This is a genomic window from Pandoraea terrae, from assembly GCF_902459695.1.
GTDB classification, from domain to species: Bacteria; Pseudomonadota; Gammaproteobacteria; order Burkholderiales; family Burkholderiaceae; genus Pandoraea; species Pandoraea terrae.
Genome location: NZ_CABPRZ010000019.1, coordinates 90385 through 110228 on the forward strand (window position 1 = coordinate 90385; position 19844 = coordinate 110228).

At 62.6% G+C, this 19844-nt stretch carries 17 protein-coding genes; 2 read left to right on the top strand and 15 right to left on the bottom strand.

Annotated features, from left to right (window positions below; all coding sequences use genetic code 11):
* Window positions 1-32: 32 nt before the first annotated feature.
* The 9 genes from phoU to PTE30175_RS19955 form a co-directional block, all read right to left on the bottom strand.
* Window positions 33-740, bottom strand: a complete 708-nt coding sequence (gene phoU, locus PTE30175_RS19915; RefSeq protein ID WP_150698807.1) for a phosphate signaling complex protein PhoU — start codon at window positions 738-740, stop codon at window positions 33-35.
* A 30-nt stretch (window positions 741-770) separates the two neighbouring features.
* Complete coding sequence (gene pstB / locus PTE30175_RS19920; protein ID WP_150698808.1) at window positions 771-1553, bottom strand: phosphate ABC transporter ATP-binding protein PstB; 783 nt, start codon at window positions 1551-1553, stop codon at window positions 771-773.
* Window positions 1554-1598: 45 nt separating this feature from the next.
* Window positions 1599-2495, bottom strand: a complete 897-nt coding sequence (pstA, locus tag PTE30175_RS19925) for a phosphate ABC transporter permease PstA (protein ID WP_150698809.1) — start codon at window positions 2493-2495, stop codon at window positions 1599-1601.
* Window positions 2492-3481, bottom strand: coding sequence for a phosphate ABC transporter permease PstC (pstC, locus tag PTE30175_RS19930; RefSeq protein ID WP_150698810.1), 990 nt, complete (start codon window positions 3479-3481; stop codon window positions 2492-2494). Before pstC ends, pstA begins: the two co-directional genes overlap by 4 nt.
* Window positions 3482-3578: 97 nt before the next feature.
* A complete protein-coding gene (gene pstS, locus PTE30175_RS19935; RefSeq protein ID WP_150698811.1) occupies window positions 3579-4607 on the bottom strand; it encodes a phosphate ABC transporter substrate-binding protein PstS in 1029 nt (342 codons plus the stop codon).
* A 241-nt stretch (window positions 4608-4848) separates the two neighbouring features.
* Window positions 4849-6186: a phosphoglucosamine mutase gene (gene glmM / locus PTE30175_RS19940; RefSeq protein ID WP_150698812.1), complete on the bottom strand. Its 1338-nt coding sequence runs from the start codon at window positions 6184-6186 to the stop codon at window positions 4849-4851.
* Window positions 6187-6291: 105 nt separating this feature from the next.
* Window positions 6292-7071 carry a dihydropteroate synthase gene (gene folP / locus PTE30175_RS19945; protein WP_224788884.1) on the bottom strand — a complete coding sequence of 260 codons (780 nt, stop codon included), beginning with the start codon at window positions 7069-7071 and terminating at the stop codon, window positions 6292-6294.
* A gap of 339 nt (window positions 7072-7410) precedes the next feature.
* Entirely contained in the window at window positions 7411-9285 is a 1875-nt protein-coding gene (gene ftsH, locus PTE30175_RS19950) for an ATP-dependent zinc metalloprotease FtsH (RefSeq protein ID WP_150698814.1), read from the bottom strand.
* 118 nt (window positions 9286-9403) lie between these two features.
* Window positions 9404-10048, bottom strand: coding sequence for an RlmE family RNA methyltransferase (locus PTE30175_RS19955; RefSeq protein WP_150698815.1), 645 nt, complete (start codon window positions 10046-10048; stop codon window positions 9404-9406).
* Between the two features lie 166 nt (window positions 10049-10214).
* Between PTE30175_RS19955 and PTE30175_RS19960 the strand changes: the two genes are divergently transcribed.
* Window positions 10215-10697: a YhbY family RNA-binding protein gene (locus tag PTE30175_RS19960; protein ID WP_150698816.1), complete on the top strand. Its 483-nt coding sequence runs from the start codon at window positions 10215-10217 to the stop codon at window positions 10695-10697.
* Window positions 10698-10814: 117 nt separating this feature from the next.
* Here the strand turns inward: PTE30175_RS19960 and PTE30175_RS19965 are convergent, their stop codons facing one another.
* The 6 genes from PTE30175_RS19965 to PTE30175_RS19990 all read right to left on the bottom strand — a co-directional run bounded on the left by PTE30175_RS19965 (window position 10815) and on the right by PTE30175_RS19990 (window position 18082).
* Entirely contained in the window at window positions 10815-11318 is a 504-nt protein-coding gene (locus PTE30175_RS19965) for a DUF4149 domain-containing protein (RefSeq protein WP_150698817.1), read from the bottom strand.
* Window positions 11302-11778 carry a transcription elongation factor GreA gene (greA, locus tag PTE30175_RS19970; RefSeq protein ID WP_150698818.1) on the bottom strand — a complete coding sequence of 159 codons (477 nt, stop codon included), beginning with the start codon at window positions 11776-11778 and terminating at the stop codon, window positions 11302-11304. Before greA ends, PTE30175_RS19965 begins: the two co-directional genes overlap by 17 nt.
* A gap of 198 nt (window positions 11779-11976) precedes the next feature.
* Window positions 11977-15219, bottom strand: a complete 3243-nt coding sequence (gene carB / locus PTE30175_RS19975) for a carbamoyl-phosphate synthase large subunit (protein WP_150698819.1) — start codon at window positions 15217-15219, stop codon at window positions 11977-11979.
* A 17-nt stretch (window positions 15220-15236) separates the two neighbouring features.
* Window positions 15237-15905: a leucine efflux protein LeuE gene (gene leuE, locus PTE30175_RS19980; RefSeq protein ID WP_150698820.1), complete on the bottom strand. Its 669-nt coding sequence runs from the start codon at window positions 15903-15905 to the stop codon at window positions 15237-15239.
* Between the two features lie 60 nt (window positions 15906-15965).
* The gene (gene carA, locus PTE30175_RS19985) at window positions 15966-17108 is read right to left on the bottom strand and encodes a glutamine-hydrolyzing carbamoyl-phosphate synthase small subunit (RefSeq protein WP_150698821.1); all 1143 of its coding nucleotides are present in this window, start codon (window positions 17106-17108) and stop codon (window positions 15966-15968) included.
* A 203-nt stretch (window positions 17109-17311) separates the two neighbouring features.
* Window positions 17312-18082 carry a FadR/GntR family transcriptional regulator gene (locus PTE30175_RS19990; protein WP_150698822.1) on the bottom strand — a complete coding sequence of 257 codons (771 nt, stop codon included), beginning with the start codon at window positions 18080-18082 and terminating at the stop codon, window positions 17312-17314.
* Between the two features lie 284 nt (window positions 18083-18366).
* Between PTE30175_RS19990 and PTE30175_RS19995 the strand changes: the two genes are divergently transcribed.
* Window positions 18367-19695: a C4-dicarboxylate transporter DctA gene (locus PTE30175_RS19995; protein WP_150698823.1), complete on the top strand. Its 1329-nt coding sequence runs from the start codon at window positions 18367-18369 to the stop codon at window positions 19693-19695.
* Window positions 19696-19844: the final 149 nt, after the last annotated feature.

Consider the following 19844-nt stretch of genomic DNA (forward strand, 5'->3'; position numbering starts at 1 on the left):
TTCCTCTCAAACCTTCAGTAATGTCGGACCACTTATTTGCCCAAGGCTTCGCGCTCGAGATCCTCGCGCGATGCATGCCGGACGTCGGTGCCCTTGACGATGTAGATGATGAATTCGGCAATGTTCTTGGCGTGGTCGCCAATCCGCTCGATCGCCTTGGCGATAAAGAGGAAATCCAGGCCGGCCGAAATCGTGCGGGGGTCTTCCATCATGTATGTGACCAACTTTCGCACGAAGCCGCGGAATTCCTCGTCGATCGCCTTGTCGTCGCGCACGATTTCCGCCGCCGCGACCACATCCAGGCGCGCGAAGGCGTCAAGCGTGCGGCGCAGCAGTTGCGCCGCCATCTCGCCGGAGACCTTGATTTCCGAGAAATTCAGGCTGTGGGCGGCGCCGTCTTCAAGCAGATGACGCGTGCGTTTGGCGATTTTTTCGGCTTCATCGCCAGCGCGCTCAAGGTTGGTAATCGTCTTCGAAATCGAGATCAGTAAACGAAGATCGCGGGCGGCCGGCTGGCGGCGCGCGATGATGTTGCTGCACTCGCCGTCAATTTCGATTTCCATCGAATTGAGCTTCTTTTCCTGCGTGATCACCTGCTCAATCAATGCGCGATCGAACTTGTTGAGCGCTTCCATCGCCGTGACGATCTGGGACTCGACGAGGCCGCCCATTTCAAGCACGCGCGAGCACACTTGATTCAGATCGGAATCAAACTGGCTGGAGAGATGTTTTTCGGGCATGGCGTTTTTCCTGAAAGGGGTCAGCGCAGATCAACCAAAGCGGCCGGTGATGTAATCTTCGGTTTCCTTGCGGTCCGGCTTGATGAAGATCTTTTCCGTCTCGCCGAATTCGATCAGCTCGCCCAGATACATATAGGCGGTGTAATCGGAACAGCGCGCGGCTTGCTGCATATTGTGCGTCACGATGACGACGGTGTAATCATTCTTCAATTCCGCGATCAGCTCTTCAATGCGGCCGGTCGAGATCGGATCGAGTGCCGAGCACGGTTCGTCGAGCAGCAGCACTTCGGGGCGAATCGCGATGCCGCGCGCAATGCACAGGCGCTGTTGCTGACCGCCCGAGAGGCCGTAGCCGCTTTGCTGCAGCTTATCCTTTACTTCGCTCCACAATGCGGCCTTTGTCAATGCCCATTCCACGCGGTCGTCCATTTCCGAACGCGAGAGCTTTTCGAACAGACGCACGCCGAAGGCGATGTTGTCGTAGATCGACATCGGGAACGGCGTCGGCTTCTGGAACACCATGCCGACCTTGGCCCGCAGCAATGCGATGTCCTGCTTCGATTGCAGCAGGTTTTCGCCGTCCATGTTGATCTCGCCCTCGGCGCGCTGCTCCGGGTACAGGGCGTACATCTTGTTGAACGTGCGCAGCAGCGTCGACTTGCCGCAGCCCGACGGGCCGATGAAGGCCGTGACCTTGCGGTCGGGGATGTGCAGGTTGATGTTCTTGAGCGCGTGGTAGCGATCGTAAAAGAAGTTCAGGTTCTTGACCTCGATTTTCGAGGGCAGCTGGATCTGTTGGCTTGAATTCGTCATGATCTTTTCAACCGGGGTAGCGGCGGTATTCGGCGATGGTCGGCGTTACTTCTTCGCGAACAGCGTGCGCGCCAGGATATTGAGCGCCAGCACACCGAGGGTGATGATGAACACGCCCGCCCAGGCCAGCGCTTGCCATTCAGCGAACGGGCTCATGGCGAACTTGAAGATGGTCACGGGCAAGTTGGCCATCGGCTGGTTCAGATCGACGCTCCAGAACTGGTTCGACAGCGCCGTGAACAGCAGCGGCGCCGTTTCACCGGCGATCCGCGCCACGGCGAGCAGCACCCCGGTCACGATGCCGGCAATCGACGCCTTCAGGGTGATCGCAAGCACAATGCGCCACTTCGGCGTGCCCAATGCGAACGCGGCTTCGCGCAACGCGTTCGGCACGAGCTTGAGCATGTTTTCCGTGGTCCGGATCACGATCGGGATTTGCAGCAGCGCCAGCGAGACGATGCCGGCCCAGGCCGAAAAGTGCCCCATCCTGGTCACCACGACGGCGTATACGAACAGGCCGATCACGATCGACGGCGCCGACAGAAGGATATCGTTGATGAAACGCGTCACGCTGGCGAGCCACGACTTCTGGCCGTACTCGGCCAGGAACACTCCGGCCAGAATGCCGAGCGGTGTGCCGATCACGGTGGCCACGCCGACCATGATCAGACTGCCGGCAATGGCGTTGGCGAGGCCCCCGCCGGCCGTGTTCGGCGGCGGCGTCATTTCCGTGAAGAGGCTCATCGACAGACCGCCGACGCCCAGGCTCAGCGTCGTGTACAGAATCCACAACAGCCAGACCAGGCCAAACGCCATCGCGAGCATCGACAACGCGATCGCGAGTATGTTCTTGCGACGGCGATACGCCTGCAGGCGGACCTTGGTGGCAACATCGCGGGGCTTCATGGCGGGCAATTCGACTTCGATGGCTTGTTGGGTCATTTTTTACCTTCGTTCTGCTCGAGGCGCATCAGCATCAGCTTCGACAGCGCGAGCACCACGAACGTGATGAAGAAGAGGATCAGGCCCAATTCCATCAGCGCAGCCGTGTGCATTCCGGGGCCGGCTTCCGCGAACTCATTCGCGAGCGCCGACGTGATGCTGTTGCCGGGCGAGTAGAGCGAGATATTGTCAAGCAGGTTCGTATTGCCGATCACGAACGTCACGGCCATCGTTTCACCGAGCGCGCGGCCCAGGCCAAGCATGACGCCGCCGATCACGCCGGTCTTCGTGAACGGCAGGACGACGTGCCACATCACTTCCCACGTCGTGCAACCGATCCCGTAGGCCGACTCCTTGAGCAGCACGGGCGTCACTTCGAATACGTCGCGCATGACCGAGGCGATGTACGGGATGATCATGATCGCGAGGATCACGCCGGCGGGCAGGATGCCGATGCCGAGCGGCGGGCCCTGGAACAGCGCGCCGATCACCGGCACATTGCCGAGCAGCGCCGCCAGCGGCTTCTGGAAATATGTACTGAAGATCGGGGCAAAGACCAGCAGGCCCCACATCCCGTAGACGATGCTGGGAATGGCGGCCAGCAACTCGATCGCGGTGCCGAGCGGACGGCGCAGCCACACCGGCGAGAGTTCGGTCAGGAACAGCGCAATGCCGAAACTGACGGGCACAGCAATGAGCAGTGCAATGATCGACGTGACGATCGTGCCGTAAATGGGCACGAGCGCACCGAATTGCTCGGCGACCGGATCCCATTCACGGGTCCAGAGAAACGAGAAACCGAAGTGTTTGATGCTCGGCAAAGCGCTGACGAGCAGCGACACGATGATGCCGCCGAGCAGCAGCAGCGTGACAAGTGCGGCAGCGCGAGTCAGGAGCGCGAACAGGATATCGCCCGTCGGAGACGGCGCGCGCTGGGCGCTGGCGCCGGAGGCGGCGATGGAGTTCGTGGAGGTGGCTTCTGCCATGGTGTCATCTCATTCGAGGACGCGCCGCAGCAAAACACATGCCTGCGGCGGCGCGCATGGGGCCGGATCGAGAGATCCCGCCCCAGCGTGGGCTTGCTTACTGAACAGCCTTACCCGACGTATCCGTGACCTTCGTCTTCCAGGCCGTGCGGATTTGATTCAGCACCGATTCCGGCAGCGGCACATAGTCGAGGTCCACAGCCATCTTCGTGCCCGACTTGAACGACCAGTCGAAGAACTTCAGGACTTCAGCGCCCTGCTGCGGCTTGTCTTGCTTCGAGTGCACCAGGACAAACGTGGCGGCAACGATCGGCCAGGAATCCTTGCCCGGTTCGTTGGTCAGGATCTGGTAGAACGACTTGGTCCACTCGGCCTTGCTGGCAGCGGCCTTGAACGTCGTGTCGGTCGGCTCGACCACTGCGCCGTCGGCGTTCTTCAGCGCCGTGTAAGTCAGCTTGTTCTGCTTGGCGTAGGCCGATTCGACATAGCCGATGGCGCCCGGCAGACGTTGCACGAAGGCGGCGACGCCGTCGTTGCCCTTACCGCCCGTACCGGTCGGCCAGTTGACCGAGGTGCCTTCGCCGACCTTGCTCTTCCACTCGGCGTTGACCTTCGACAGATAGTTCGTGAACACGAAGCTGGTACCCGAACCGTCGGCGCGGCGGACCACGGCGATGTCCGTATCCGGCAGCTTGACCTTCGGGTTGAGCTTGGCGATGGCCGGATCGTTCCACTTCTTGATCTTGCCGAGGTAGATCTCGCCGAGCACTTCGCCCGTCAGTACCAACTCACCGGCCTTGACGCCCGGGACATTGACCACCGGCACGATGCCGCCGACGACCGTGGGAAACTGGAACAGACCCTTCTTGGCAAGTTCGTCGTCGGTCAGCGGCGCGTCCGAGCCGGCGAAGTCGACGGTCTTGGCATCGATTTGCTTGATGCCGCCCGACGAACCGATACCTTGGTAGTTGACCTTGCTGCTCGTGGCCTTTTGATACGCGTCGGCCCACTTGGTGTAGATCGGGGCAGCGAACGTGCTGCCTGCGCCGGTAATTTCGCCCGCAATTGCGCCGGTGGCGAACAGAACGCCAGCCAGGCCGGCAATCGCAGTCTTCATCAGCTTCATGTATCTCTCCGAGGTGTGTGGAACAGCGTGTGGATGCCCCGAAGGATAGAAGCGGAATGTGACAGTAATATGTCACATTCGGACGTTCACAATATTGGCGTCATGAAATCGTCACGGAAATGACACGTTGCGACAACCCGTGAACACCGGCAAAAACCAGGCGGAACGGGGTATTCCGCCCGGTCGACCACGAGAAAGCGAGAGACCGGCGCTCGTTTCAAGCACCAAAACGGGGGCCGATTCAGCCGACCTTGACGATGCCGGCCAGCCGTTCGGCGCTCTTGATCGCCTGGTCGGCGTGGCGCGCCTCGACCATCACACGCAGCACCGGCTCCGTGCCGGACGCGCGGATCAGCACGCGGCCACTGTCCCCGAGTTCCTGCTCGACGGCTTCGCGTTCGGCCGAGAGTCGCTGATCCGCCTGCCAATCGTAGTCAGCCGGCGTACGGACGTTGATCATGTGCTGCGGGAACAAGCGGACACTGTCGAGCAGTTGCGCCAGCGGCTTGCCGGCGCGCTTGACGGCGGCGAGCACTTGCAGCGCCGACACGATGCCGTCGCCCGTCGTGTGCTTGTCGAGGCACAGAATATGGCCGGAGCCTTCCGCGCCCAGTTGCCAACCGTGTTTCATGAGTTGTTCGAGGACATACCGGTCGCCGACCTTGGCGCGCACGAAGGGAACGTCGAGGGCCTTCAGCGCCACTTCGATCGCCATGTTGGTCATGAGCGTGCCGACGGCGCCACCCACGCCACCTTGCGCCAGGCGGTCCTTGACCAGCACATAGAGCAATTCGTCGCCGTTGTAGAGGCGGCCGGCGCCGTCGACGATCTGCAGACGATCCGCATCCCCGTCGAGGGCGACGCCGATGTCCGCATGATTAGCCCGCACGGCGCGCATGAGGGCATCCGGCGCGGTTGCGCCGCAGTCCTGGTTGATGTTGAACCCGTTCGGCTGATTGCCGATCGCAATCACCTCTGCGCCAAGTTCGTGGAACACGTGCGGCGCTATGTGATAGGCGGCGCCGTGAGCGCAATCGACAACCAGCTTCATGCCGCGCAAGTCGAATTCGTTCGGAAACGTGCTCTTGCAGAACTCGATATAACGGCCCGCGGCGTCGTCAAGGCGCCGCGCCTTGCCAAGCTGCTCCGAGCGCACGCATGCCAGCGGATTGTCGAGTTCGTTCTCAATCGCGATTTCGGTTGCGTCAGGCAACTTGTTGCCGTCGGCAGAGAAGAACTTGATGCCGTTGTCCTGATACGGATTGTGGGATGCGCTGATCACCACGCCCGCAGCAAGACGCAAGGCGCGCGTCAGATAGGCGACCGCCGGCGTCGGCATCGGGCCGGCCAGCATCGTGTCCACGCCCGCCGCCGCGAAACCGGCCTCAAGGGCCGCTTCCAGCATGTAGCCCGATACGCGCGTGTCCTTGCCGATCAACACCGTCGGGCGCCCACTCGTTTGATTGCCGGCGAGCACGCGCCCCGCCGCGTATCCGAGCCGCAAGACAAATTCCGGGGTAATCACACCCTCGCCCACCGTACCGCGCACGCCGTCGGTGCCAAAGTAACGTCGTTTCATCGTGACCTCAAATTGCAGCCCGGCTTCGTGACGCGCGCCCAATGCACGCCACGAAGCGGGCCATCCGTTATTCGTAATCGATCGCTGCCGCGCGCATGGACGTTATCAATCGGCCATGCGCACCGCTTGCCAAACCTTCAATGCATCGACCGTTTCCGCGACATCGTGCACGCGAATGATCGCCGCGCCACGTTCTGCCGCACACAACGCCGCCGCCACGCTGGCGGCGCGACGCTCCACCGGCGTCTGCCGTCCCGTGATTTCGCCCAGCATGCGCTTGCGCGACATCCCGACCAACAGCGGCAACCCGTCGCGTGACAATGCCGGCAGGTGCTTCAACAGCGACAGATTGTGCGCCAGGTTCTTGCCGAAGCCGTAGCCCGGATCCAGAAAAATGCGCGCCCGCGCTACGCCGGCCTCGCGCAAGGCCGCCACGCGCGCATCGAGAAACGCGCCGACTTCGGCCACGACATCGGCGTACGACGGCGCGTCCTGCATCGTCTTGGGGTCATGCAGCATATGCATCACGCACAACGCGGCATCCGCCCCCTTGACCGCATCGATCGCCCCCGGCAACTGGAAACCCCAGATGTCGTTGATCATGTCCGCCCCCGCCGCCAGCACCGCCTGCATCACTGCCGGCTTGTAAGTATCGACGGACAACGGCTTGCCACAGCCCCTCAGCGCCTCGACGATCGGCACGACACGCGCCAATTCCTCGTCGAGCGGCAATGCCTGGGCGCCCGGCCGCGTCGACTCGCCGCCGATGTCCAGAATATCCGCACCTTCGCCGATCATCTGCTCGGCGCGCCTGAGCGCGGCATCGCGGCCAAGGAAATGCCCGCCGTCCGAAAAGGAGTCGGGCGTGATGTTCAAAATGCCCATGACCTGCGGGCGCCCGGCGTCGAGGCGAAACCGGCCGAAAGCGAAAGTCGATGTCCGATCGGACGGCTCTCGCGGATCGGCATTGGGGGTGACAACGGAAGATGACATACGGCAACACTTGCAATGACGACCATAAGATCGCGTGATTGAGCGGACATGCCGCCCCGCTTCCAGGACGGCGGCACTGCGAGAAGCCGGCCTCGCCAAACCCCGAGCCCGGTATGTTCCTGAACGCCGGGCTTTGTAATCATTGGCGCTATGGTAACGGATTTGCCGCCGGGGTCCCAATGAAAAGGCCGGCTTGCGCCGGCCTTCGGTACTGCGGTATTGCCCTGGCGCTCAGACGGTCGCCGGCGCGCTGCTCGGCTTGAGCGGTGGGTTGCCACCCGAGGCGCCGCCATTCGTCGGACCGCTTTTCGGCGGACGGGGCGGACGATCTTCCATGATGTCCTTGACCTGTTCCGCGTCGATCGTTTCCCAGTCCATCAGCGCCTGGGTCATGGTTTCGACCTTGTCGCGGTTGTCTTCGAGCAGCTTGCGCGCCAGCGCATACTGCTCGTCGAGGATGCGGCGCACCTCGCCGTCGACCTTCTGCTGCGTCGCTTCCGATACAGACTTGGCCGACATCCGGCCGAACATCGAATCCTGCTCGGTATCGACGTAGACCATCGGTCCCAAGGCATCAGACATACCGTAGCGGGTCACCATATCGCGCGCCAGCTTGGTGGCACGCTCAAAGTCGTTCGAGGCGCCCGTCGACATCTTGTTGAGGAACACCTCTTCCGCCGCCCGGCCGCCGAACAGCATGGCGATCTGGACCAACATCGTGTCGCGGTACTCCGAATACTTGTCGTGCTCCGGCAACTGCATCGTCACGCCCAAAGCCCAGCCGCGCGGAATGATCGTGACCTTGTGCACAGGGTCGGCGCCCGGCAACAACATCGCCACCACTGCGTGCCCCGACTCGTGATAGGCCGTGGCGCGGCGTTCTTCGTCGCGCATGACAGCGGACTTGCGCTCCGGACCCATGAAGATCTTGTCCTTCGCGTCTTCGAAATCGAGCATTTCGACGATGCGCTTGTTACGGCGGGCGGCGAACAGCGCCGCTTCGTTCACCAGATTCGCCAGGTCGGCGCCCGACATGCCCGGCGTGCCGCGTGCGATCACCGATGCATCGACGTCATTGGCGATCGGCACCTTGCGCAGATGCACCTTCAGGATCTGTTCGCGGCCGCGGATGTCCGGCAAACCGACATAGACCTGACGGTCGAAGCGCCCCGGACGCAGCAGCGCCTTGTCCAGCACGTCGGAACGGTTGGTCGCGGCAATCACGATCACGCCCGAATTGGCTTCGAAGCCGTCCATCTCGACCAGCATCTGGTTGAGGGTCTGTTCGCGCTCGTCGTTCCCGCCGCCCATGCCGGCGCCACGATGGCGGCCGACCGCGTCGATTTCATCGATGAACACGATACACGGCGATTGCTTCTTGGCATTCTCGAACATGTCGCGCACGCGGGCAGCGCCCACGCCAACGAACATTTCGACGAAATCCGAACCGGAGATGCTGAAGAACGGTACTTTCGCTTCACCGGCGATGGCCCGCGCCAGCAGCGTCTTGCCCGTACCCGGCGGGCCGACCAGCAGCACGCCGCGCGGGATGCGCCCGCCCAGCTTCTGGAATTTCTGAGGATCTTTCAGGAAGTCGACCAGCTCGCCGACTTCATATTTGGCTTCGTCGCAGCCTGCGACGTCGGCAAATGTGACCGGATTGGCATTCTCGTCGATGAGACGCGCGCGCGACTTGCCAAAGGAAAACGCGCCGCCTTTGCCCCCGCCCTGCATCTGTCGCATCATGTAGAACCAGAAGCCGATGATCAACAGCGTCGGCCCGAGGTAATACAGCGCGGACATCAGCACGTTCGGTTCGTCGTCGGCCTTACCCGAGACTTGCACGCCGTACTTCATGAGGTCGCCGACCATCCAGATGTCGCCGGGCGACACAATGGTGTACTTCTGGCCGTCGCTGGGCGTCACCTGAAGGCTACGCCCTTGCACCACCACATTCTTGATCTTGCCGTTCTTGGCATCGTCCATGAACTGGGAGTACGTCACGCCTTCCTGGACGTGCGGCTTGTCGAACTGTTTAAAAACAGTAAACAAGACCAGCGCGATGACTAACCACACCGCCGCTTTGGAAAACATATTATTGTTCAAAGCGTTACTCCTTGATGAATTCGCTTCGCGCCAAGATTCATTCTAATCCACTCCGGTGCGCACCGCCATAGTGATTCTTTACCGCCACCATAGCTGAAAACCGCGGTTTTGACGGGTTTCACGTGGGTTTTTTCAAATGTTTTCCCAAGATAAACGTTTCAGACGACTTGTCTCGGGACGCCTTCGGCTTGCGCGGTGCCACTACCTTGAACTGTTGTTTGAACTTCTCGACAATCTGACTATAGCCGCTGCCATGAAAACATTTGACCAGCAAGGCGCCATCCGGTTTCAGGTGGCGCTGCGCGAAATCGAGGGCCAGGTCGCAGATATGTTCGATCCGGGCCGCGTCCGCCGAGGCCACACCGGATAAGTTGGGGGCCATATCGGAAAGTACAAGGTCCACGCGGCGATCACCGACGATTTCTTCCAGTTGGTGCAGAACGCTGTCCTCGCGGAAGTCGCCCTGCAAGAAGGTGACGTCGGAGATCGGCTCCATCGGCAGCAGATCGAGCGCGATGATGGTGCCGTCGATGCCTCCGGCCTTGCCCGCCGCCAGCTTGTTGCGGGCATATTGGCTCCAGCTGCCAGGCGTGGCACCCAGATCGACAATCACCTGACCCGGCTTGATGAGCCGGTCCTGCTCGTCGATCTCCTTGAGTTTATACGCTGCGCGCGCGCGATACCCCTCGCGCTGCGCCATTTTGACGTAGGGATCGTTGATGTGATCGTGCAGCCAAGCGTGGCTGAAACGGTTTTTTGCCATGGTTTTTCAAAAACACTGCGATTTTGCAGGATAATACGCCCTTGCGTGCCCAAAATGCGCCGGCGTATTCAATGATTCACGCCCGCTACTGACCGGATCCGCTCGATTCGAGCGCGCCGGCAGGCGCATGGGGCCTCTTCAATCTTGTTTGTCTCGTCCGTTTCCTATGCCCGCTTTGACCCTCACCCCGGCCCGTCGCGCCGAACTGCGCGCCGCCGCCCATGCGCTCAACCCCGTCGTGCTGATTGGCGGCGATGGCTTGAGCGCGGCGGTGCTCAAAGAAATCGACGGCGCGCTGAAATCTCATGAACTGATCAAGGTGCGCGTCTTCGGTGACGAGCGCGATGCCCGCATCGCCATCTACGAGTCGATCTGCGATCAACTCGGCGCAGCCCCCGTGCAACATATCGGCAAGCTGCTCGTACTGTTCCGCCCCGCGCCCACCGAGCAGGAAACGGTCGGCCGCCCCACGTCCACCAAGGGCGGTCTCGCCCCGCGTACGGTCACGGTCGTGAAACAAGGCGCCCCGGGACGCCGCCCGAAGGTTTCCCGCGTCACGGTGCGCGGCAACGAACGCATGACCAGCGGCGGGATTCTCAAGAAGGCGAAAAAACGCCAGACCAGCGTCAAGCGTCAGCGCAATACCTGACCCGGCGCCTCAGCGCTGACCGCACGGCCCCGTGGCGATGCCCGGGGCCGTTTTTACGTCCACCCCGCGGCAATATGCCGCAGGTGTTGGCGACGCAGCGCATGAATCAGCCGCGAATCAGCCGCGGACCGGCTGACGCCAGATCAGCGCCAGTCCCAGCAGGCTCTGCAACAGATAGAAGCCGCTCGACACGCCGTGCAGCATGCCGAAACGCGCGGCCTGGGGCGAGTGCCCCACTTCCGTGCCGGCCGCTTCAGCGGCCGCACGCAGTTGCGCCATCCACGGCTGCAGCGCGAAATACCCGACCAGCACGCAGGCAAGCATGCCGAGCACGAGCCAGCGCAAGCCGCGATAGCCATCGACCGAACGGCGCACGAGCGAATTCGCGAGCAGCAGCAGGATCACGCCGCATACGAGGCCGAGCCATGCCTGCGTACGAAAGAGATGGCCCGCGACGCTGCCTGCCACGGCGCGCGACTCGAGCACCGCGAACAGGGTCGGGGCGACCAGGTAACCGATCGCCCACTGGCTGCCACACCAGACGGTCGCCAACAGCCGAAACACGCGTTCGGGCCGCTGCGCCGAGCGAGTGGCCAACGTCGTGTCAGACGTAGCGGACATCGATGATCTCGTACTCGCGAATGCCGCCCGGCGCCTGCACTTCGGCAACATCGCCGGCATACTTGCCGATCAGCGCGCGCGCGATCGGCGAGCTGACGGATACCTTGCCCAGGTCAAGATCGGCCTCGTCGTCGCCGACGATCTGGTAGTTCACCTTGCCGCCGTTCTCGAGATCCTCGAGCTCGACGGTCGCCGCGAACACGACACGGCCATCGGCCTCGAGCGAGGACGGGTCGATGATCTGTGCGGCAGACAGCTTGGACTCGAGGTCCTGAATACGGCCTTCGATGAAGCCCTGTTTTTCCTTGGCAGCATCGTATTCGGCATTTTCCGAGAGATCACCCTGCGCACGGGCTTCGGCAATCGCAGTGATCACGCTCGGACGTTCGACGGTCTTCAGGCGGTGCAGCTCTTCCCTGAGCTGCTCGGCGCCCCGTTTGGTCAGAGGAATGGTACTCATGCGCGTTATTCCAAAAGACAAAAAAATTGCCGCAGGGAAGCCGCATTCGCATTTATGCGAACGCCGCTCGACCGCGGCTGTGACAACAGTGTGTCGTTAGTGTAGCAGAGTTGTTAATAGATAAGGCGGCCCAGGGCCTGCTCACCCGCATATCGGGATCGCGAACAGGTCCCGCCGGCCGCCATTATCGGTTTTCGCTTATGCCGTCAGTTGGGCGTGCAAACCTTGCAGGTCATAAACTTCGAGGTCCTGCAGGTACTTCAGCCCTTCCACGGCGGCACGCGCGCCCGAGATCGTCGTGTAATACGTGACCTTGTGCGCCTGTGCGGACATGCGGATCGAGCGCGAGTCGGCAATCGCCGTGCGGGTCTCGTCGACCGTCGTGAAGACCAGCGCGATCTCGCCGTTCTTGATCATGTCGACGATGTGCGGACGTCCATCCTTGACCTTGTTGACCACGCGCACCGGAATGCCCGCCGCCTCGATCGCCGCAGCAGTGCCGCGGGTCGCCACGATCGGGTACCCCAGCGCGTGCAGCATGCGCGCCACTTCGACCGCGCGTGGCTTGTCCGCATCCTTGACCGTCAGCAACACCGTGCCCGATTCCGGCAGGCGCGAACCCGCCGCGAGCTGCGACTTGAACAACGCCTCGCCGAAGGTGCGGCCCACCCCCATCACCTCGCCCGTCGAGCGCATTTCCGGTCCGAGCACCGGGTCGACGCCCGGGAACTTCACGAACGGGAAGACCGCTTCCTTGACGCTGAAGTACGGCGGCACGATTTCCTTCTCGATACCCTGCGCCTTCAGCGTCTGGCCGACCATCGCGCGAGCGGCAATCTTCGCCAGCTGGCGGCCGGTCGCCTTCGAGACGTACGGCACGGTGCGCGAGGCGCGCGGATTGACTTCCAGGACGTAGATGGTATCTACGCCGTTGCCCTGCTGAATCGCGAACTGGACGTTCATCAGGCCGACGACGTTCAGCGCACGGGCCATGGCAGCGGTCTGGCGCTTGAGCTCGGCGATGGTCTCCGCCGACAGCGAGTACGGCGGCAGCGAGCACGCGGAGTCACCCGAATGGACGCCGGCCTGCTCGATGTGCTCCATCACGCCGCCGATGTAGACGTCGGTGCCGTCGGAGATGCAGTCGACGTCGCACTCGATGGCGTCGTCGAGGAAGCGGTCGAGCAGCACCGGGCTGTCGTGGCTCACCTTGACGGCCTCACGCATGTAGCGCTCGAGGTCGCGCGGCTCATGGACGATTTCCATGGCGCGGCCGCCGAGCACGTACGACGGACGCACCACCAGCGGGTAACCGATTTCGGCGGCCAGCTTGAGGGCTTCGTCTTCGGCGCGCGCGGTGCGGTTCGGCGGCTGGCGCAGGCCGAGGTCCTGCAGCAGCTTCTGGAAGCGCTCACGATCTTCGGCAGCGTCGATCATGTCCGGGCTGGTGCCGACGATCGGCACGCCATTGGCTTCCAGATCCAGCGCAAGCTTCAACGGGGTTTGGCCGCCGTACTGCACGATCACGCCATACGGCTTTTCCAGATCGACGATTTCCAGAACATCTTCGAGCGTCACCGGCTCGAAATACAGACGGTCGGACGTATCGTAGTCGGTCGACACGGTTTCCGGGTTGCAGTTGACCATGATGGTCTCATAGCCGTCTTCGCGCAAAGCGAGCGCGGCGTGGACGCAGCAGTAGTCGAACTCGATGCCCTGACCGATCCGGTTCGGGCCGCCGCCCAGCACCATGACCTTCTTCTTGTTGGTCGGCTGCGCTTCGCACTCCTCCTCGTAGGTCGAGTACATGTAGGCCGTGTTGGTGCTGAACTCGGCCGCGCACGTGTCGACGCGCTTGTAGACCGGGCGCACCTTCTGCGCGATACGCGCGGCGCGCACCTCATGTTGCGTCGTGCCGAGCAGCTTGCCCAGACGGCGATCCGAGAAACCGCTCTGCTTCAGGAAGCGCAGTTCGGCCGTCGACAGGCTCGCGAGCGTGCGGCCGGTCAGCGCCTTTTCCTTCTTGACGATGTCCTCGAGCTGGGCCAGGAACCACGGGTCGATGGCCGTCTCTGCATACACTTCTTCCAGGCTCATGCCCAGGCGGAAGGCATCGCCCACATACCAGATACGGTCCGGACCCGGCTCGCGGATTTCCGCAACGATCTCGTCGCGGTCGGCCGACTTTTCGTCGAGGCCGTCCACGCCAACTTCCAGGCCGCGCATGGCTTTCTGGAACGATTCCTGGAAGGTGCGGCCCATGGCCATCACTTCACCGACCGACTTCATCTGGGTCGTCAGGCGAGCGTCGGCCTCGCGGAACTTCTCGAATGCGAAACGCGGCACCTTGGTGACAACGTAGTCGATCGTCGGCTCGAACGACGCCGGCGTGGCGCCGCCCGTGATTTCGTTGCGCAATTCGTCGAGCGTGTAGCCGACGGCCAGCTTGGCCGCGACCTTCGCAATCGGGAAGCCGGTAGCCTTCGAGGCCAGGGCCGACGAACGCGACACGCGCGGGTTCATTTCGATGACGACCATGCGGCCGTCCTTCGGGTTGATCGAGAACTGCACGTTCGAACCGCCCGTTTCCACGCCGATTTCGCGCAGGACTGCCAGCGATGCATTACGCAGCAGCTGGTATTCCTTGTCGGTCAGCGTCTGGGCCGGTGCGACGGTGATGGAGTCGCCGGTGTGCACGCCCATCGGATCCAGATTCTCGATGGAGCAGACGATGATGCAATTGTCGGCGCGGTCGCGCACGACTTCCATTTCGAATTCCTTCCAGCCCAGCAGCGATTCCTCGATCAGCAGTTCGCGCGTCGGCGACAGATCGAGACCGCGCTTGCAGATCTCTTCGAATTCCTCGCGGTTGTAGGCGATGCCGCCGCCCGAGCCGCCCAGCGTGAACGACGGACGGATCACCATCGGGTAACCGCTGCCGCCGATGTCCGCCGTGATCTGCGCCTGAACGCTGAGCGCTTCTTCCATCGAGTGCGCGATGCCCGACCTGGCCGAACCCAGACCGATCTTGGTCATGGCGTCCTTGAACTTCTGGCGGTCTTCGGCCTTGTCGATGGCTTCCGGCGACGCGCCGATCAGTTCGACCTTGTACTTGTCGAGCACGCCATGACGGTGCAGGTCGAGCGCGCAATTGAGCGCGGTCTGGCCGCCCATGGTCGGCAGGATCGCGTCCGGACGCTCCTTGGCGATGATGCGTTCGACGACTTCCCAACTGATCGGCTCGATGTAGGTCACGTCGGCCGTATCCGGATCCGTCATGATCGTGGCCGGGTTGCTGTTGATCAGGATGACCTTGTAGCCTTCCTCTCGCAGCGCCTTGCAGGCCTGCGCGCCGGAGTAGTCGAACTCGCATGCCTGACCGATGATGATCGGGCCGGCGCCGATGATGAGGATGCTTTTAATGTCTGTGCGCTTTGGCATAACGTTCTCAACAAAAATTAATTCAGCGTCGCGGTCGCCAGCTTCACACCGAAGCCGACGAACAGCGCGCCCACGCCACCGGTTGCCCCGGCGCTCAACCGGCGGCGGCGCCGGAAGTGCTCAGCCAGACGGGAACCGGCCAGGATCAGCGTGCTCAGATACAGGAAACTGAAAAACTGCACGATCGCGCCCAACACCGCAAACGACACGGCCGGATGGGCGTAGTCGGGATCGACAAACTGGATGAAGAACGACACGCAGAACAGGATCGCCTTCGGATTGAGCAGGCTGATCGTAAGCGCGCGGCGAAATGGCGTGTCGGCATCGACACGCTTCGTCACCGCCGCCTGCGCCTCGGCGTCTTCACCACGCTGGCGCGCACGGCGAATGGCGCCGCGCAGCATGTTGAACCCCATCCAGAACAGGTAAGCCGCGCCCAGGGACTTGACGCCCATGAACAGGGCCGGGTTCGTGTGCAGCAGCGATGCGACGCCCGCCGCCGACAGCACCATCAGCACCGTGTCGCCCAGGAACACGCCGCACGCTCCCGCGTAGCCCTGACGCACGCCACGCTGGGCGGCGACCGACAGGACGTACAGCGAGTTCGGGCCCGGCAACAGGATGATCACGATCACCCCGGCCAGATAGGTCCAGATGTTGATGACGCCCAGCGATTCCACGAACATGGCGCGCTCCCTTATTCCTCAGTGCCTTGCAGTTCTCTTCTGTCTTGCAGCAGTGCACGCTTACGCGGCACGCGTCTCGCCCATGGACTTCACGAAACGGTCGAACAGATAACCGATGTCGCTCGGGCCCGGCGAGGCTTCCGGGTGACCCTGGAAGCAGAATGCCGGGCGATCCGTCAGCTCGAAGCCTTGCAGCGTGCCGTCGAACAGCGACACGTGCGAGACGCGCGCATTGGCGGGCAGGCTGTTGGCATCGACGGCGAAACCGTGGTTCTGCGACGTGATCACGACACGGCCCGTTTCCAGATCCTTGACCGGATGATTCGCGCCGTGATGGCCCGTTTTCATCTTGAGGGTCTTGGCGCCGACGGCGAGGCCCATGATCTGGTGCCCCAGGCAAATGCCGAAGGTCGGAATACGGCGCTCGAGGAAAACCTTGGTCGCCGCGATTGCGTAGTCGCAAGGCTCCGGGTCGCCCGGGCCGTTCGACAGGAACACGCCGTCCGGATTCAGCGCCAGCGCGTCCTCGGCGCTCGCCTGGGCCGGCAGGACGGTGACCTTGCAGCCGCGCTCGGCCAGCATGCGCAGGATGTTGCGCTTCACGCCGTAGTCGAATGCGACCACGTGATACTTGGGCGCGGTCTGCTCGCCGTAGCCCTCGCCCAGCGTCCATTCGGTTTCGGTCCAGCTGTAGCGCTCAGCCGTTGACACGACCTTGGCCAGATCCATGCCGGCCAGGCCGGGGAAGGATTTGGCCAGTGCGACGGCCTTGGCTTCGTCGACTTCCTCGCCGGCGAGAATGCAGCCGTTCTGGGCGCCCTTGTCACGCAGGAGGCGGGTCAGGCGGCGGGTATCGATGCCGGCGATGGCGACGATGCCCTCGGCCACCAGATACTCCGACAACGTTTTTTCTTCGCGGAAATTCGACGAGAGAAGCGGCAGATCACGGATGATCAGGCCGGCGGCATGGACTTTCGTGGCTTCGACGTCTTCACCGTTGACGCCCGTGTTGCCGATGTGCGGATACGTCAGGGTGACGATCTGGCGCGCATAGCTCGGGTCGGTGAGGATCTCTTGATAACCGGTAATGGCCGTGTTGAACACCACTTCGCCGATGGTGTGGCCGGCTGCGCCGATGGCGTAGCCACGAAAGACCGTGCCGTCGGCAAGCGCGAGAATGGCGGGTGGGAAAGACGGCAGCACGGGAAACTCCTGAAGGATTCACCCCGGCTGCCAGCCCATCGTCCGCTCGCGATGACATCAGCGCCGACTTGTCTGTCTCGGCGCGCACGCAAAAGCGGCGCGCAACAGAGGTCGGGCTGCGGACGAGATGTCAGGGCGGGTAGGCGCTAGGGTGAGGGTTGAATGACTTAAACCTTCAAAGTATAGCGCAAAACGGGATATTCTCAAAGCCGAAAGTCTTGGGTGGAAGTACGCTCTGCGTCCTCATGCCCGCTTTGCGCATCCCTTGACAAATACGCAGAGGGGACATTCGGCACCGGAAAGTGAATGCCGGCCCGCTGGGCGGCCATCACGATATGGTGCTCCATCGCCGCGCCCGCCGCCGCGCCGTCGCGCCGGCGCAGGGCCTCGAGAATATCCAGATGTTCATGATAGGTGGAAAGGACGAGCTCGCGCTGGTAAAACGGCAGCCGCTGGCTTTCCATCACGATTTCGGTGCTGCCGCGCAGGATGTCGGCGATGGCGCCGTTGCCGGCCAGCCCCACGATGCGCAGGTGGAACGCGAAGTCGAGCTGCGCGGCCGAATCGACGTCGCCATCGATCAGGGCGGTTCTCATTGACTCGATATTGTCGGCCAGCCAGGCGATCTCGTCGGCGCTTGATGCCAGAGCGGCCAGCCGCGCGGAAAAGCCTTCGAGGGCATAACGCAGTTGGTAGGTGTCGGCAAGCGAGATCTGGTCGGCGAAACGCCACGCCACGCCCACGCGGGCCGAGGCATCGCTGACATACACGCCCTTGCCGGGCCGGATGGCAACCATGCCCAGCGCTTCGAGCGTCGACAGGGCCTCGCGCAGGGACGCGCGGCTGATGGACAGCTCCTCCGCCAACTGGCGCTGCGACGGCAGCATCGCGCCCGTCGGGTAGACCTGACGTTCAATGCGTTCACGAATGGTCGCGACCGCCGCGTCGGTGACGGCATGCGCCGAATGCTTCATGAGTCCTCGCTGTTCCTTGAATGCTTTACGGCATTGTACGACGCCCCTGCCCCGCGCTGGTTGTCCGTTGGTCCAGCGGAGCCTGACCGGCCCTGTCCGGACCCATGCGACGTTCGCCGGACACAATACCGTCCGTCAATCCGGCATCGATCGTGCCCGCCCCCGCCTAGGGAATCCCCTCACAACGTAGTCCTTGACCCCAGTATATTGACTTCCTAATATCCCATATAACATCACTGGTCAGACCGGTATGATGTGTCAAACTACAGGACAGGAGACAAGCCATGCCCAAGCTGTTCAAATCGCTATTCGGCCGCGTCGTGATCGCCTTGGTGATCGGCGTCGCCCTCGGCGTCTGGTTCCCCCATCTCGGTGAGGCGCTGCGCCCGCTCGGCGATGGCTTCCTCAAGCTGATCAAGATGGTGATCGGCCCGATCGTGTTTTGCGTGGTGGTCGGCGGCATGGCCAGCGCGGGCGACTTGAAGAAAGTCGGGCGCGTCGGCGTCAAGGCAGTCGTGTATTTCGAGATCATCACCACCTTCGCGCTGGTGATCGGCGCGGCGCTGGCGTATCTGATCCAGCCGGGCGCCGGCATGAACATCGACATCCGTTCACTCGATGCTTCCTCCATGGCCACGTATACGGAGCACGCAAAGAGCCTCAAGGACACGGCCGGATTCCTGCTGAAGATCATTCCGGACACGGTGGTCGATGCTTTCGCCAAGGGCGACATCCTGCAGATTCTGGTGTTCTCGGTGCTGTTCGGCTGCGCCCTGTCGTTGATCGGCGAGAAGGGGCGCCCGGTGGCGCGCTTCATCGACGATCTCGGCCAGGTGTTCTTCCGTGTGATGGGCTTCATCATCAAGCTTGCCCCGCTCGGCGTGCTCGGTGCGGTAGCGTTCACGACGGCCAAGTACGGCGTGACATCGCTCAAGCAGCTGGGGCTCCTGGTGCTGGTGTTCTATGCAAGCTGCGTGGTGTTCGTGGTGGTGGTGCTCGGCAGCGTGCTGCGCCTGGCCGGCTTCAATATCTTCAAGTTCATCAAGTACTTCCGCGAAGAGTTGTCGATCGTGCTCGGCACGGCATCGTCGGACGCCGTGCTGCCGCAAGTGATGCGCAAGCTGGAGTGGATGGGCGTCAAGGATTCGACCGTCGGCCTCGTGATTCCGACCGGCTATTCGTTCAATCTCGACGGGTTCTCGATCTATCTGACGCTGGCGGTGCTGTTTATCGCGCAAGCCACGAATACGCCGTTGTCGATGCATGACCTGATCCTGGTGGTGCTGGTGTCGCTGCTGACGTCCAAGGGCGCGCACGGCATTCCCGGTTCGGCCATTGTGATCCTGGCCGCCACGCTGGCCGCGATCCCGGCGATTCCGGTGATCGGGCTGGTGCTGATCCTGCCGGTGGACTGGTTCGTCGGCATCGCCCGTGCACTGACCAATCTTCTGGGCAACTGCGTGGCGACGATCGTCGTGGCCGCATGGGAGAACGACGTCGACAAGGCCCGTGCGCATCGCGTGCTGGACGGCGCACTGCCGTTCGAGCCGGGTCTCGTCCTGACGGAAAACGGCACGGTTGCGTCGGTTGGCGCAGCGCCGGCCACGCATTGAGCTGCAACGCTTACCCGATACGGCAGCATTTCGTATCGATTACCCTGTGATCATCAGCTTTAGGAGAATTTGCATGGCCATCGCCCCTCAAGACCCGAACGCACCGGATTTCGTGCGCCGCTACGTGAATCTGGCGGACCCGCGCCTGG